Here is a 13,218-nt window from a genome sequence, read left to right on the forward strand (position 1 = left end):
CCGTGGACGGGCACCTCGGCGAGGAACTCATCACCCTCGGCGTCCTGTTCCTCATCGCATACGCACTGGGGCGCCTGGGGAAGCTCATCGGATTGCCGACGATCCCGATCTACATGCTCGTCGGGCTGATCGCGAGTCCGAACTTCCACCTCTTCCCGCTGTCGTTCGAGTCGGATTACGTCGCGCTCATCGCCGTGTTCGGGCTGCTGTTGCTGCTGTTCAACCTCGGACTCGAGTTCGACCAGGACGAGTTCTTCGGCAACGCGGGCAAGATGCTGCTCTCGGGCGGCAGCTACGTGCTCGTGAACCTGAGCGTCGGGTTCGGGTTCGGCATGCTCGTGGGGTGGGGCACGCGCGAGGCGCTCGTGATCGCCGGGATGACGGCGACCTCGTCGAGCGCGATCGTCACCAAGCTGCTCATCGAGCTGCGGCGCCTCGCGAATCCCGAGACCCCGATGATCCTCGGGGTCACGGTCGTCGAGGACATCTTCATCGCCATCTACCTCGCGATCGTGTCGGTCGTGCTCTCGGGCGAGACCGACTTCTGGGCGGTCGTACTCAAGCTGCTCGTGGCGTTCCTCTTCCTCGCGGTCATGATCGCCGTGGCCCGCTGGGGCGGCCGGGTCGTCTCGCGACTCGTGCAGACCCGCGACGACGAGCTCTTCGCGCTGCTCATCTTCGCCCTCGCCGTGACCTTCGGCGGCATCGGCGATCTGCTGGGAGTCACGGATGCCATCGGCGCCTTCCTCATCGGACTCGCCCTGGGTGCCACCCGCTTCCGGGCGCGCATCGAGGCCCTCGCGACGCCTTTGCGCGACGTGTTCGCGGCGTTCTTCTTCCTCAACTTCGGATTGCTGCTGGATCCGACGACATTCGGCGACGTGCTGCTGCCCGTGGGGCTCGCGATCCTGCTGACCCTGACGCTCAACCTCATCGCCGGTCAGGTCATCGCTCGCGTCAACGGTTTCGGTCCCCAGGCGGGGCTCAACACGGCCGTCATCCTCGTGAACCGCGGCGAGTTCGTGCTCATCCTCGCGACCCTCGCCGCGACGGCGCCCGGCGGTGGGCTGGACGCCCGCCTCACGCCGTTCGCGGGCCTCTACGTGCTTGCGATGGCGCTGCTCGGTCCCGTGCTCGCCTCCAACTCGGAGCGCATCGGCGGCCTGTTCCGGCGGAATCGGCGTTCGGTGCGGCGTCAGCGCGCGGTCGATGGGGAACGTGAGCGCACGATCGCGCTCGCGGAGGCGGCGATGGCGGGGGAGCCGGCGGCCGACGAGGTCGCTGCCGGATCGGCCGACGGCCAGGCGGCGGGCGCCGCGGAGCTCGCTGCTCCGGACACCGAGGCGGTCGCCGTGCTCGAGGAGACGGCTCCGGATGTCGAGTCGGCCCGCGAGCGCGAGCAGCGTCTCGCCGACGCGGCTCGCGAGCAGGCGGAGACCCTCACCGAAGACGACGTGCGCCGCTCCCGCCAGATCGATCCCGAGTACTGAGCCGGCCCCTGCCCCGCACGCGTGCGCGATCGGGCCGGTGTCCAGCCGAGACCTGGCAGAGTGAGAGGGTGACCGAGGCCCCCGTCGACCGTGATGCGCGCCCGCCGCGGCCGACCCTCGCCCAGTTCCTGAGCGTCGCGCGCCGGCCCCGCTGGATCGGCGCCCTCGTGCTGTCGCTCGCGATCGCATCCGGATTCGCCGCCCTCGGCCAGTGGCAGCTCGACCGCAGCGTGCAGAACGCGACGGTGCCCGAGGTCGAGACCGAGACTCCGGTGCCCCTGGAGACGGTGGCGCGCCCGCAGGCGCCGATGACCGATCCGGCGATCGGCCAGCGCGTCACCGCATCCGGAACCGTCGTGCCGGGCGATTTCAGCGTGCTGAGCCCGCGCGACAACGACGGGGTCGAGGGGCGTGGCTCGTCGCGCACGTCGTGACCGACGAGGGCGTCTCGCTCGCCGTCGGGCTCGGCTGGGCGCCGGATGCCACTGCCGCACACGCCGCGGAGGCCCGCGTTCCCGAGACGCTCGAGATCGCCGGGCGCTACCTGCCGAGCGAGTCGCCGACGCTCAACGAGGTCGAGAAGGGTGAGCGGCGCGCGCTCTCGATCGCCGAGCTGCTCAACGTGTGGGCCGATCCGGGCCCCGTCTACGCCGGCTACGTCGTGCTCGTGGAGCCGACGCCCGGGCTCGACGCGATCCACCAGCCGCCCCCATCCGCGATACGAGCCTGAACTGGCTCAACGTCTTCTACGCCGTCGAGTGGGTGATCTTCGCGGGCTTCGCGGTCTTCCTGTGGTACCGCCTCGTGCGCGACGTCTGGGAGCACGAGCAGGAGGGTCAAACGCTGTAGCGTCTGGCCCGGCGCGCCCGTCATCCCTGCCGCCCGGTGGCAGGCGCTACAGCGTTCGACACCAAGGTGAGCCGTCTAGGCTGGGGGCATGCCCGCTGGTCCCCGTCCCTCCGACGTGCCTCGACTTCGCACCGCTCTCAAGGTCTACCGCGTCTCCGCAGCCATCACGGGAACCTTCCTGCTGCTGCTCGTCGTCATGATGGTGCTGCGCTACGGCTTCAAGGTCGACATCGAGCTGGGCGGCCCCTTCGGCTTCCTCGCGCTGACGCCCGTGGGACAGATCACCGCGATCAACCTCTCCATCGTGATCCTCACGGTGCACGGCTGGCTGTACGTGCTCTACCTCGCGTGCGACTTCGTCATGTGGCGGCTCGCCCGCTACAGCTTCGGGCGCTTCCTGTTCATCGCGCTCGGCGGCATCATCCCGTTCCTCAGCTACTACTTCGAGTTCCAGGTGCCCCGCTACATCACGGGTCGCATCCAGGCGACGACCGAAGCGGATGCGGCCCCCGCCGCCAAGGAGGTCAGCGCGTGAGCGAAACGGCTCAGCGTCCCGTGCTCGTCGTCGACTTCGGCGCCCAGTACGCCCAACTCATCGCGCGGCGCGTGCGCGAGGCGGGCGTCTACAGCGAGATCGTGCCGCACACCATCACCGCGGCGGAGCTCGCCGAGAAGAACCCCGTGGGCATCGTGCTCTCGGGCGGGCCCTCGAGCGTCTACGAGCCCGGCTCGCCCGACCTCGACGCCGGCATCCTCGAGCTCGGGGTTCCGACCCTCGGCATCTGCTACGGCTTCCAGGTGATGGCCCGCCAGCTCGGCGGCGAGGTGGCCCAGACCGGCGCGCGCGAGTACGGATCGACCGAGGTGCGCCTCGTCGGCGGCACCGACGGCGGCATCCTGCTCGCCGAACAGCCGATCGAGCAGACCGCGTGGATGAGCCACGGCGATTCCGTGGTGAAGGCTCCCGACGGGTTCGAGGTGCTCGCCGCATCCGACTCCACCCCAGTCGCCGCGTTCGCCAACGACGAGCGCGGACTCTATGGCGTGCAGTGGCACCCCGAGGTCAAGCACTCCGCCTTCGGGCAGCGGGTGCTCGAGAACTTCCTGCACCGTGCGGCGGGCATCCCCGCCGACTGGAACAGCGGCAACGTCATCGCCGAGCAGGTCGAACGCATCCGCGCCCAGGTCGGCTCGGGGCGCGTGCTCTGCGCCCTCTCGGGCGGCGTCGACTCGGCGGTCGCCGCGGCACTCGTGCACAAGGCCGTCGGCGACCAGCTCGTGTGCGTCTTCGTCGACCACGGCCTGCTGCGCGCGGGCGAGCGCGAGCAGGTCGAGCAGGACTACGTCGCCTCCACGGGCGTGCGGCTCGTGACGGTGGATGCGCGCGAGCGGTTCCTCACGGCGCTCGCGGGGGTCAGCGACCCCGAGCAGAAGCGCAAGATCATCGGACGCGAGTTCATCCGCACCTTCGAGGCCGCGCAGGGCGAGCTCGTCGCCGAGTTCGCCGCCGAGGGCGACCCCATCCGCTACCTCGTGCAGGGCACGCTGTACCCGGATGTCGTGGAGTCGGGAGGCGGAAGCGGAACCGCCAACATCAAGTCGCACCACAACGTCGGCGGTCTGCCCGACGACCTGCAGTTCGAACTCGTCGAACCGCTGCGCACCCTCTTCAAAGACGAGGTGCGCGCGATCGGCCGCGAGCTCGGACTGCCGGAGGAGATCGTCGCCCGGCACCCGTTCCCGGGTCCCGGCCTCGGCATCCGCATCGTGGGCGAGGTCACGGAAGACCGGCTCGAGACCCTGCGCGCCGCCGACCTCATCGTGCGCACCGAGCTCACGGCGGCAGGCCTCGACGCCGAGATCTGGCAGTGCCCCGTCGTGCTGCTCGCCGACGTGCGCTCGGTCGGCGTGCAGGGCGACGGTCGCACCTACGGGCACCCCATCGTGCTGCGGCCCGTTTCGAGCGAAGACGCGATGACCGCCGACTGGACGCGCCTGCCCTACGAGTGGCTCGCGCGCGTATCCAACCGCATCACCAACGAGGTGCCGAACGTCAACCGCGTCGTGCTCGACGTCACGTCGAAGCCGCCGGGGACCATCGAGTGGGAGTGACGGGGGCCTCTCGGCGCGCTGCCGGGTCAGAGATTCCGTCCTGAGCCGCATGCCCTCGCGTATCGCCTGACGGCGATGCGCTCCCGCCCGACCCGGTGCCAGCGGCTCAGAACGGAATCTCTGACCCGTCTGCGCTCGACAACCCAGCTGGGTGAGGAGGGGCGCGCGCAGCGGACGCTCGAGCCCTGACCCCGGTCGGCTCCCTGCTCAGCTGGTTGAGGAGCGCCGCGCGTAGCGCGACGCGTCTCGAAACCAGCGTCGTCTCTCCGCCGAATGGGGGAGGCGGATGTCGGAGCCGGGTGCGAGGATCGTGCGGTGAGTGGGGAGACAGCTGTGCCGCGGGCCGGGTGGAGGCGCGACACCGCCGTGTTCCTGTCGGGGCAGACGGTGTCGATGTTCGGGTCGATGCTCGTGCAGTACGCGATCATGTGGCACCTGACGCTCGAGACCAAATCGGGCGTCGTGCTCATGGCATCCGCGGTGTTCGGCATGCTGCCCCAGGCGATCGTTTCGATCTTCGGCGGGGTGTGGGCCGACCGGCTCAACCGCAAGACGCTCATCATCGCCGCCGACGCGTCGATCGCGGTCACGACCCTCGCGCTCGCGATCTTCATGATGAGCGGCTACCAGGAGCTGTGGCTCATCTACCTGACGCTCGCGATCCGCTCGACGGGCGCCGGCATCCAGCAGCCCGCCGTCATGGCGCTCATCCCGCAGCTCGTGCCGACCGACAAGCTGCTGCGCGTCAACGGTGTGTTCCAGTCGATCCAGTCGGCCATGATGCTCATCGCGCCCGCCGCAGCGGCCGGCATCTACGCCTCGATGTCGATCGTCGCGATCTTCTGGGTGGATGTCGTCACGGCGATCATCGGCATCGGCCTGTTGCTGCTCATCGCCGTGCCCACGGTGCGCACGGTGGTCGACACGGGCTACTTCACCGATCTCGCCAAGGGTGTGCGCTACACCTTCACCCACGCCTTCGTGCGCTGGCTGCTTGTGCTGTTCGCGATCGTGTTCGTGCTGACGGTCGCCCCCTCGATGCTCACGCCGCTCATGGTGGTGCGCAACTTCGGTGCGGAGGTGTGGCTGCTCACCGTCAACGAGCTCGCGTTCAGCGTCGGGATGCTGGTCGGCGGCGTGCTCGTCGCCGTCTGGGGCGGCCTGAAGAACAAGGTCGTCACGGTGCTCATCGCATCCGTGCTGTTCGGTGCGCTCACCCTCGCCCTCGGCCTCTCGACGAACGTGTGGGTGTTCTTCGGGTTCATGCTGCTCGTGGGCGTCGCGGTGCCGTTCTTCTCCACGCCGTCGACGACGCTGCTGCAGCAGCGCGTCGAGCCCGCGTACCAGGGTCGGGTGTTCGGCTTCGTCGGCGTGGTCATGGCGACCGCCATGCCGGTCGGGATGGTCGCGTTCGGTCCGCTCGCCGACATCGTGCCCGTCGAATGGGTGCTCATCGCGGCGGGCGTCGTGACCTTCGTCGTGGTGGCCATCGCCGCCCTCATCCCGGCCGGCCGCCGGGCCATCGCGGTCGGCGCGGAGCCCGCGCCGACGATGCCGGCCGCTCCCGAGAGCGGCGAGGCAGCGCAGGCCGACGAGGCGACGACGCCCGCGAACTGAGTCGGCGCACGGGTGTGGCCCCGATGGGGGATACCCCTTCAGGGGACTCCCGGCGGATGCCGCACGCGGCATACGCTCCCCTCATGCAGCGGAACGACGGCACGCGTGCGCGCGCGGCCGACGACACGGGGGCGGCCGCCCCCACCCCGCTCTTCCTCGCCTACCTGGCGTCGCTCGGGCTCGCCGCCGCGGGATCGTTCTTCGGCGGCTTCGGGACGGATGCGGTGATCGACTTCCTGCTGCTCGCGGCGATCGTCTCCGGCAGCGTGCTCGTGCTGTTCGCCGTGCTCATGATCTGGTCGGCTCGCGCCGGTCACCGCGTCGCGGCGCTCGCTGCCGCGCGCCCCGGCGCGCTCGTGCTGCGCGGTGCGCGCGCGCGGGGCTCCGGCGGGCCGTGCGCGCCCTGCGCACCGACGTGCCCTTCGTGCCGGTCGGCCTCACGCTGCTCGCCGACGACACGGGCTTCGAGGTGTGGTGCGGATCGGCCGAGCATCCCGTGCGGCTCGGACGCGCACCGTGGGAGCGCGTCGCCGACATCCGGGTCACGCGTGTGACGCGTCTGGGTCGGGCCACGGGCGGCATCACGGTGACGATGCTCGACGGCGCCGACGAGACGGGGGTCGAGCTGCCGTTCGCGGTGCTCGGTTCGGGCCTGGGCGGACTCGCCGTTCCCGACGGGCCCGAGTTGGAGCACCTGGTCTGCGCGCTGCGCGCCCGCCGCGCCGCGAGTGTCGACGCCTGATGGGCGTCAGCGTCGTCGACGGCGATCGATGAGCTGCGCGAGCCATCCGGCCGCGAGCATCGCGACCCCGACGATGCCGAGCGCCGTCAGCATCCGCGTGTAGTCCTGGCCGAACGCATCGCCCACGAGCAGGGCGACCATCGCGACCGGAACGGCGGTCAACGCCGCGAGGGCCGATCGGTGCCGCACGAGCAGCCACAGCAGGTAGGGCACCACGAGCACGATCACGAAGCGTGGTCCGGCGAGCAGCAGCCACATCGTGAGCGTCGCGGGGGCGACCGCGACGGTGCGCCGCCATCCGGCCGACGGCAAGAGGCACCAGCCTGCTGCGTGCGCGACCGTGCCGAGCGCGAGCACCCAGAGGGCTTCGGTGTTCGACCCCGCGATCGCGGCGCCGCCGCCCACCAGCAGCCAGGCGCCCGCCCACAGCCTCGTCGGCACATCGCCCCAGCGCAGCGGCGGGAGCGAGGTGGGCATGATCGGAGCGTAGCGGCGCGGCGACTCCGCGCGTTCGCCTCAGCCACGCCCGGCTAGGGTTGCCTGCATGATTCGAGAGCGGCGCCCGTGGGTCATCGGGCACCGCGGGGCGAGCGGCTACCGCCCCGAGCACACGCGCGCGGCGTACGAGCTGGCCTTCGCCCTCGGAGCCGACGCCGTCGAGCCCGACATCGTCGCGACGCGCGACGGCGTGCTCGTGCTGCGGCACGAGAACGAGATCTCGGGAACCACGGATGTCGCCCGCCGTCCCGAGTTCGCCGATCGTCGCACGACGAAGCAGTTCGCCGACGTCTCGGCCACCGGTTGGTTCACCGAGGACTTCACGTGGGACGAGCTGCGCACGTTGCGGGCGGTCGAACGCCTGCCTCAGCTGCGCCCGGCATCCGCGACCTTCGACGGCCGCTATCCGATCGTGCGGCTCGACGAGCTGATCCAGCTCATCCACGACGCGTCCGAACTCTTCGCTCGTCCGATCGGCCTCGTCGCCGAGATCAAGCACGCGGCGTACTTCGACTCGATCGGCTTGCCGCTCGGTGAGCTCGTGCCCGAGGCGCTCGCACGATTCGACGGGCCCCTCGTGGTGGAGAGCTTCGAGGAGACGGTGCTCGGGGAGGTACGCCAGCGCGGCGTCGACGCGAAGCTCATCTATCTGCTCGAGGGCAAGGGGACCGCGCCCGACCTCGCCCTGCGGCTCGGCGCATCCGCTCCCGACTACAGCGCGCAGTTGAGCGACGAGGGCCTCGCCGACCTCGCCACGCGCGTGCACGGCGTGAGCGTCGACAAGGGGCGGCTGCTCAAGCCCGACCCGCGCGCGGGCATCGAGCTCGTCGACCGTGCCCACCGCGCCGGCCTCGAGGTGTTCACTTGGACCCTGCGTCCCGAGAACAAGTTCCTCACCGCGCCGTTCCGTTCCGGCGCGGCGGCCCGCGAGTGGGGCGACTGGCGCGGCGAATTCGACGCGGTGCTCGCGACAGGGCTCGACGGGGTGTTCGCCGACCACCCGGACCTCGCGCTCGCGGCGCGCGACGAGCGCTGACCCGCGCGAGGACAATCGCCCCTGGATTCCGGGACGTGGGACACGGCATTCTTGCCTGCAGTGACTGCGCGACGCGGAAGGATGCAGGATGAGCGCCCCGGCGGACGCCGCGCGGTGGAACCCGCGACGGGTTCCCGCACGTCCGCGCACGAGCGACCGGGTGCGCGGCATCTGCGTGCTCGCCGTGGCGTGGTCGCTCGTGCTGGCCGCGGTGATCCTGGCCGCCGTGATCGGGCCGCCCTACGCGGTCGCCGGCGACCTCTCGATCATCTATCTGGGCTACGCCGTCGTGTGGGGCGGGGTCGCCTGCATCATCGTGAGCCGCGGACCCACGATCACGGGGGTGATCCTCGCGGCGCAGGGCATCGGAGCCGGGCTCTCGCTCCTGTTCACGGTGCTGCTGCGCGCCGAGCCGGGTCCCCCGAGCTCGTCGGCGTGCTCGCGCACACCGCCGACCGCTTCTGGCTGCCCGGCGCGCTCACGAGCTTCGCCGTGCTGCCGCTGCTGTTGACGACCCGCACGACGGGGCGGCGCATCCGGATCCTCGTGGGCGCCGCGATCGCGATCTCGTTCGTGCCGGTGCTGCTCTCGCCGTTCCGTCAGCGCGCGGGTGTCGTCGCGAACCCGCTGGCTCCGGATGACCCGGTGCTGCAGGAGCTGCTGCGCGCGATCATCGTCGCGGCCTTCACCGCCGAGGTCGTGATCGGTGTCGTGAGTCTCGGCGTCGCGGCATGGCGACGGTGGCGCGGCCCGGTCGCCGATCGGCCCGGACAGGGCTGGGTCGTGCTCGGCCAGGCGCTGCTGGTGACATTCGCCTCACCCATCTTCCTGCCGATCCTGCCCGAGGTCGCCGCCGCCGTCGACGCGGTCGCGCCGCTTGCCCCGCTCGTGGCGCTGCTGTTCATGCCCGCGACCGTCGTGCTGTTCGCTCTCGGGCGTCGGACCCGCGGTGTCGAGGTCGCCGTCAACCGCACGGTCGTCAACGTGCTGCTCGTCGCGGTGCTCGTGCTGGCGTACTCGACGATCGCGACCACGATCGCATTGACCCTGCCGGTGCCGCCGCTCATCGCGGGTGTCATCGGGGTCGCGGCGCTCGTGCTGAGCCTCGAGCCGTTGCGCGCCTGGATCCAGAGCCGCGTCGACGAGCTCGTGTACGGCGACGCCGCCGACCCCCGGCAGCTCGTGCGCACCCTCGGCGATCGCGTCCCCGATGACGTCGACGGCGACGCCCTGCGCGCGCTGGCCGAGGAGCTGCGTTCGGCGTTGCGCCTCGCGCGTCTCGAACTCCACTCGGCCGAGCCGGGCGGGGTGCGGGCCGTCAGCGGGGTGGGCGGCGGGCCGGTCACCCGCATCGCGCTGCGCGGTTCCGCGGGCGAGGTCGGCTGGCTGGAGGCGGCGGCTCCCGGCAGGCAGCGCGTCGATCCGCGCGTCGCGCATGTGCTCGACCAGGTGTCGGGCGTGCTCGCGATCACCGTGAGCCTGGCGGAGATCAATCGCGACATCCTGGAGGCCGGCGATCGCGCACGCGATGTCGCCGCCGAGGAGCGGAGGATGGTCGCCCGCGAGCTCGACGAGGGGCTGGGGCCCGGCCTCGCGAGAAGCGTCGACCGTCTCGACAGGATCCCTCAGCTGGTGGTCGCGCGGTCGCCCGAGGCCGGCGCCGAGCTCGCCGCGGTGCGCGAGGAGCTCGCCGAGCGCACGAGCGAGGTTCGCGACCTCGCCCGCACCCTGCTGCCGGGAGCCCTCGACACGGGCGACGTCGACACCGCCCTCCGCGAGCTCGCGACCCGGTTCTCGAGCGCGCGCCTCGACATCACCGTCGAGGGGCGTCTCGGCGACGCCGTGCCCGATGGGCGCGAGGCGGCCATCCATCACCTCGTGGCCGAACTCGTGCTGCTGGCGCGGAGGGCGCCGGATGCGCGCACGGCCGTCATCACGATCGACGTCGCCGCGCGTGAGGTGCGCATCGCGCTCGAGGTCGACGGCCGCGGGCGCCCCGGCGATGAGGGTCCGATCCTCGCCTCGGTGCGCGACCGGGCCGACGAGCTGGGAGGCGATCTGGAGGACACGGTCGTGGGCGCGGGTCGAGTGATCGTCGTGGCGGTGCCGCGATGATCCGTCGCCGCGTCGCCGTCCGTCGCATCCTCGCGGTCGGTGTTCTCGTGACCTCGTGGGGGCTCGCGCTCGCCTCGATCGTGATCGCGTGGGTCTTCCAGCTTCCCGAGCTGCCGGTGGCGGGGGCATTCCTCTCGGCCTCTCCGCCGCTCGTGCAGTCGCGTTTCGACGAGATCGGCGTGGTGGTGGCCCTCATCTACGGTCTCTTGAGCGCCGTGCTCCTGCTGCGTCGCCCGCATCCCGTGGTCGTCGTGCTGGCCGTGCACGCCGTCGGGTCGGGCATCGCCGCGTTCGGGGTGCAATGGGGACTGCTCGGCGAGCGGGTTCCCGACCTGCCGCTCTGGGGTCTGCTCGCGCACGCCGCAGGGTGGGGCTACATACCGGGCACCGTGGGCACGGTCATCGTGCCGGTCATCCTGCTGCGCAAGCCGCTCGGAGCCGCAGGGCGCACGGTCGTCACCGTCGTCGTGGCGCTCGCCGCCGTGAGCTGGCTCGCGGCCGTCGTGCACCAGGCGCCGCTCGATCCGGTGACCGGCGGGCCGATCAATCCGTTCGCGATCCGGGATGCCGCAACGCAGGCGATCCTGCCGTGGATCTACGGGGTCGCGGTCGTGCTCGCGGTGCTCATCTCGGTCGGCGTCGCGGTCTGGGTCGTGATGCAGTGGCGCCAGGCGACCGCGGATCGGCGCGCCCGGGTGGGCTGGCTCACCGTCGGCCACGCCTTCCTCACCCTCTCCTATGCCGCGCTCGTGGTGCCGGCGGACCCCGAGATCCCCGCGCTGCTGTGGGACTTCGGCATGATCGCGCCCGTGATCGGCCAGATCTTCTACCCCTCCGCCGTGCTCGTGCTCGTGCTCGGCACCCGTCTGCGCGGCATCGACCTCGCGGTGACGCGCGTGCTGCTCTGGACGATCCTGACCGTCGCGGCCATCACGGCGTATCTCATCGTGAGCGAGCTGCTGACCGCCGTCACCTCGCTCGACCCGGTCGCGATCGGCATCCTGAGCGCCGCGATCGTCGCCATCCCGCTGCAAGCGGCGCGGCGGGGATCGAACTCGGCATCGACCGGCTCGTGTATGGACCGGATGGTGACCCGGCACGCCTGCTCGGTCGGCTCGGTGAGCGGGTGGGCGAGTTCGACTCCGGTGCCGAGGGGCTCGTGGCTCTCGCCGCAGCGCTGCGCAGCGCGCTCGGCGTGGCGGCCGTCGAGATCGTGCCCGACCGCACGGGCGCCGCCCCGATCGGCGTCGGGAGGGTCGGAGAGGACGCCGTGGCCGTGGAGCTGCGCGCCGCGGGGGCACGGCTCGGTGAGATCCGGGTGCATCCCTGGCCGGGGAGCGGCTCTCGGGCAGCGTGCTGCAGAACCTCGAAGAGCTCGCCGGCGTCGTCGCGATCGCTCTGCGGCTCGCGCTCGCGAGCGCGCGGCTCGGCGCTGCCCGGGATCTGCTCGTCGCGGCACGGCAGGACGAGCGCCGCACCCTGCGTCGCGAACTGCACGACGGCATCGGGCCCTCGCTCGCGGGCGTCGGCTTCGGGCTTGCCGCTGTCGACAACCTCCGGGCGAGTGATCCTGCAGCTGCGGGTGCCCTGGCATCCCGTCTCGCCGACGATCTGCGCGAACAGCTCGGTGAGGTGCGCCGCGTCGCGCGCAGCGTGCGCACCGATCGTGCCGTCTTCGAGCTCTCGGTCGAGCTCGCCGAACTCGCGGCGGACTTCGCCGGCTCCGGTGTCGAGGTGAGCGTCGACGCTCCCGCTGCGTGGCGCGTGCCGGTGGCTGCCGTGCGCCCCTTGTACCTCGTGGCCGCGGAGGCCGTTCACAACGCCGTGCGGCACGCGCGGGCCACGCTCGTCGAGATCGAGTTGCGCGAGGACGGCGAGGGGTTCGTGGCGCTCGGCGTGCGTGACGACGGCCGAGGCTTCGACCCCGACGGCGTCGCGGCCGGCGTCGGACTCACGACGATGCGCGAGCACGCCATCGAAGCGGGCGGCGACCTCGACCTGCGCTCGGGGCCCGCGGGAACCACGATTCTGATCCGCGTGCCGGCGTCGGCCGGCGCGGCCACCACCGTTCTGGAGACCACCACATGACCACAGACTCAGCAAGCATCCGCGTCGTCGTCGTCGACGACCATCCGCTGTTCCGGATCGGCATCATCTCGCTGCTCGAGACGCTCGAGGGCGTCGAGGTCGTCGGGTCGGCCGGGACCGCCGACGAGGCAGTCGAGGTGGTGCTCGAGACCTCTCCCGCGGTCGTGCTCATGGATCTGGATCTGGCATCCGGCAGTTCGGGCATCGACGCGACGCGACGCATCAACCGCGAACGTCCCGACATCGGGGTGCTCGTGCTCACGATGCTGGGCGACGACGAGTCGCTCTTCGCTGCCGTGCGCGCGGGCGCCCGCGGCTACCTCCTGAAGACGGCGGCTCCCGGCGAGGTGCAGCGGGCGATTCACGCGGTCGCCGCGGGCGACATGCTGCTCGGCGCGGATGTCGCACGTCGCGCCGTCTCGTATCTCACCGAGGCGAAGCGCACGGGTGGCAACCCGTTCCCCGAGCTCACCGAGCGCGAGCGCGAGGTGCTCGACCTCGTGGCACGCGGCCAGGACAACCCGACGATCGCGCGCACGCTCGTGCTCACCAACAAGACGGTGCGCAACTACGTCTACGGCATCTCGACGAAGCTCGGCGCGACCGACCGCTCGGCGCTCATCGTGATGGCGCGCGAGGCGGGGGTGGGGATGGATTCACCCGCCTGAAAG

The 13,218-nt window shown here is 71.5% G+C and carries 15 protein-coding genes; 14 read left to right on the forward strand and 1 reads right to left on the reverse strand.

Annotation, left to right across the window (positions count from 1 at the left end):
- Positions 1-2 precede the first annotated feature (2 nt).
- From QQK29_RS08455 to QQK29_RS08490, 8 genes are all read left to right on the forward strand, one after another.
- Positions 3-1,490, forward strand: coding sequence for a cation:proton antiporter (locus QQK29_RS08455; protein WP_284299464.1), 1,488 nt, complete (start codon positions 3-5; stop codon positions 1,488-1,490).
- A 68-nt stretch (positions 1,491-1,558) separates the two neighbouring features.
- On the forward strand, positions 1,559-1,924 hold the full coding sequence (locus QQK29_RS08460) for an SURF1 family cytochrome oxidase biogenesis protein (RefSeq protein WP_284299466.1): 366 nt from the start codon (positions 1,559-1,561) through the stop codon (positions 1,922-1,924).
- The gene (locus QQK29_RS08465) at positions 1,921-2,220 is read left to right on the forward strand and encodes a hypothetical protein (protein WP_284299468.1); all 300 of its coding nucleotides are present in this window, start codon (positions 1,921-1,923) and stop codon (positions 2,218-2,220) included. The genes QQK29_RS08460 and QQK29_RS08465 overlap by 4 nt, the downstream gene beginning before the upstream one ends.
- A gap of 207 nt (positions 2,221-2,427) precedes the next feature.
- Positions 2,428-2,874 (forward strand): DUF3817 domain-containing protein, encoded by a 447-nt coding sequence (locus QQK29_RS08470; RefSeq protein ID WP_284299470.1) that lies wholly within the window; start codon positions 2,428-2,430, stop codon positions 2,872-2,874.
- Positions 2,871-4,451: a glutamine-hydrolyzing GMP synthase gene (guaA, locus tag QQK29_RS08475; RefSeq protein WP_284299472.1), complete on the forward strand. Its 1,581-nt coding sequence runs from the start codon at positions 2,871-2,873 to the stop codon at positions 4,449-4,451. The genes QQK29_RS08470 and guaA overlap by 4 nt, the downstream gene beginning before the upstream one ends.
- Before the next feature lie 315 nt (positions 4,452-4,766).
- Positions 4,767-6,068: an MFS transporter gene (locus QQK29_RS08480; RefSeq protein ID WP_284299474.1), complete on the forward strand. Its 1,302-nt coding sequence runs from the start codon at positions 4,767-4,769 to the stop codon at positions 6,066-6,068.
- A gap of 83 nt (positions 6,069-6,151) precedes the next feature.
- The gene (locus QQK29_RS08485) at positions 6,152-6,622 is read left to right on the forward strand and encodes a hypothetical protein (protein ID WP_284299477.1); all 471 of its coding nucleotides are present in this window, start codon (positions 6,152-6,154) and stop codon (positions 6,620-6,622) included.
- On the forward strand, positions 6,619-6,810 hold the full coding sequence (locus tag QQK29_RS08490; protein ID WP_284299479.1) for a hypothetical protein: 192 nt from the start codon (positions 6,619-6,621) through the stop codon (positions 6,808-6,810). The genes QQK29_RS08485 and QQK29_RS08490 overlap by 4 nt, the downstream gene beginning before the upstream one ends.
- A 6-nt stretch (positions 6,811-6,816) precedes the next feature.
- Here the strand turns inward: QQK29_RS08490 and QQK29_RS08495 are convergent, their stop codons facing one another.
- Positions 6,817-7,287, reverse strand: coding sequence for a hypothetical protein (locus tag QQK29_RS08495; RefSeq protein ID WP_284299481.1), 471 nt, complete (start codon positions 7,285-7,287; stop codon positions 6,817-6,819).
- Between the two features lie 67 nt (positions 7,288-7,354).
- On the opposite strand from QQK29_RS08495, the gene QQK29_RS08500 reads away from it, so the two are divergent.
- From QQK29_RS08500 to QQK29_RS08525, 6 genes are all read left to right on the forward strand, one after another.
- Positions 7,355-8,344 carry a glycerophosphodiester phosphodiesterase family protein gene (locus QQK29_RS08500; RefSeq protein ID WP_284299483.1) on the forward strand — a complete coding sequence of 330 codons (990 nt, stop codon included), beginning with the start codon at positions 7,355-7,357 and terminating at the stop codon, positions 8,342-8,344.
- An 88-nt stretch (positions 8,345-8,432) separates the two neighbouring features.
- Complete coding sequence (locus tag QQK29_RS08505; RefSeq protein ID WP_284299485.1) at positions 8,433-8,855, forward strand: hypothetical protein; 423 nt, start codon at positions 8,433-8,435, stop codon at positions 8,853-8,855.
- Positions 8,780-10,459: a sensor histidine kinase gene (locus tag QQK29_RS08510; protein WP_284299487.1), complete on the forward strand. Its 1,680-nt coding sequence runs from the start codon at positions 8,780-8,782 to the stop codon at positions 10,457-10,459. Before QQK29_RS08505 ends, QQK29_RS08510 begins: the two co-directional genes overlap by 76 nt.
- Positions 10,456-12,027 carry a hypothetical protein gene (locus tag QQK29_RS08515; protein WP_284299490.1) on the forward strand — a complete coding sequence of 524 codons (1,572 nt, stop codon included), beginning with the start codon at positions 10,456-10,458 and terminating at the stop codon, positions 12,025-12,027. The genes QQK29_RS08510 and QQK29_RS08515 overlap by 4 nt, the downstream gene beginning before the upstream one ends.
- A complete protein-coding gene (locus QQK29_RS08520; protein WP_431308785.1) occupies positions 11,963-12,547 on the forward strand; it encodes a sensor histidine kinase in 585 nt (194 codons plus the stop codon). The genes QQK29_RS08515 and QQK29_RS08520 overlap by 65 nt, the downstream gene beginning before the upstream one ends.
- Positions 12,544-13,215 (forward strand): response regulator, encoded by a 672-nt coding sequence (locus QQK29_RS08525; protein ID WP_284299494.1) that lies wholly within the window; start codon positions 12,544-12,546, stop codon positions 13,213-13,215. The genes QQK29_RS08520 and QQK29_RS08525 overlap by 4 nt, the downstream gene beginning before the upstream one ends.
- Positions 13,216-13,218 lie beyond the last annotated feature (3 nt).

Source organism: Homoserinibacter gongjuensis (assembly GCF_030161875.1).
GTDB classification, from domain to species: domain Bacteria; phylum Actinomycetota; class Actinomycetes; order Actinomycetales; family Microbacteriaceae; genus Homoserinibacter; species Homoserinibacter gongjuensis.

Coding starts and splice junctions, on each gene's coding strand:
- QQK29_RS08495 (WP_284299481.1), bottom strand. CDS start 7,287: ATGCCCACCTCGCTCCCGCCGCTGCGCTGGGGCGATGTGCCGACGAGG.
- QQK29_RS08470 (WP_284299470.1), top strand. CDS start 2,428: ATGCCCGCTGGTCCCCGTCCCTCCGACGTGCCTCGACTTCGCACCGCT.
- QQK29_RS08515 (WP_284299490.1), top strand. CDS start 10,456: ATGATCCGTCGCCGCGTCGCCGTCCGTCGCATCCTCGCGGTCGGTGTT.
- QQK29_RS08505 (WP_284299485.1), top strand. CDS start 8,433: ATGAGCGCCCCGGCGGACGCCGCGCGGTGGAACCCGCGACGGGTTCCC.
- QQK29_RS08485 (WP_284299477.1), top strand. CDS start 6,152: ATGCAGCGGAACGACGGCACGCGTGCGCGCGCGGCCGACGACACGGGG.
- QQK29_RS08525 (WP_284299494.1), top strand. CDS start 12,544: ATGACCACAGACTCAGCAAGCATCCGCGTCGTCGTCGTCGACGACCAT.
- QQK29_RS08500 (WP_284299483.1), top strand. CDS start 7,355: ATGATTCGAGAGCGGCGCCCGTGGGTCATCGGGCACCGCGGGGCGAGC.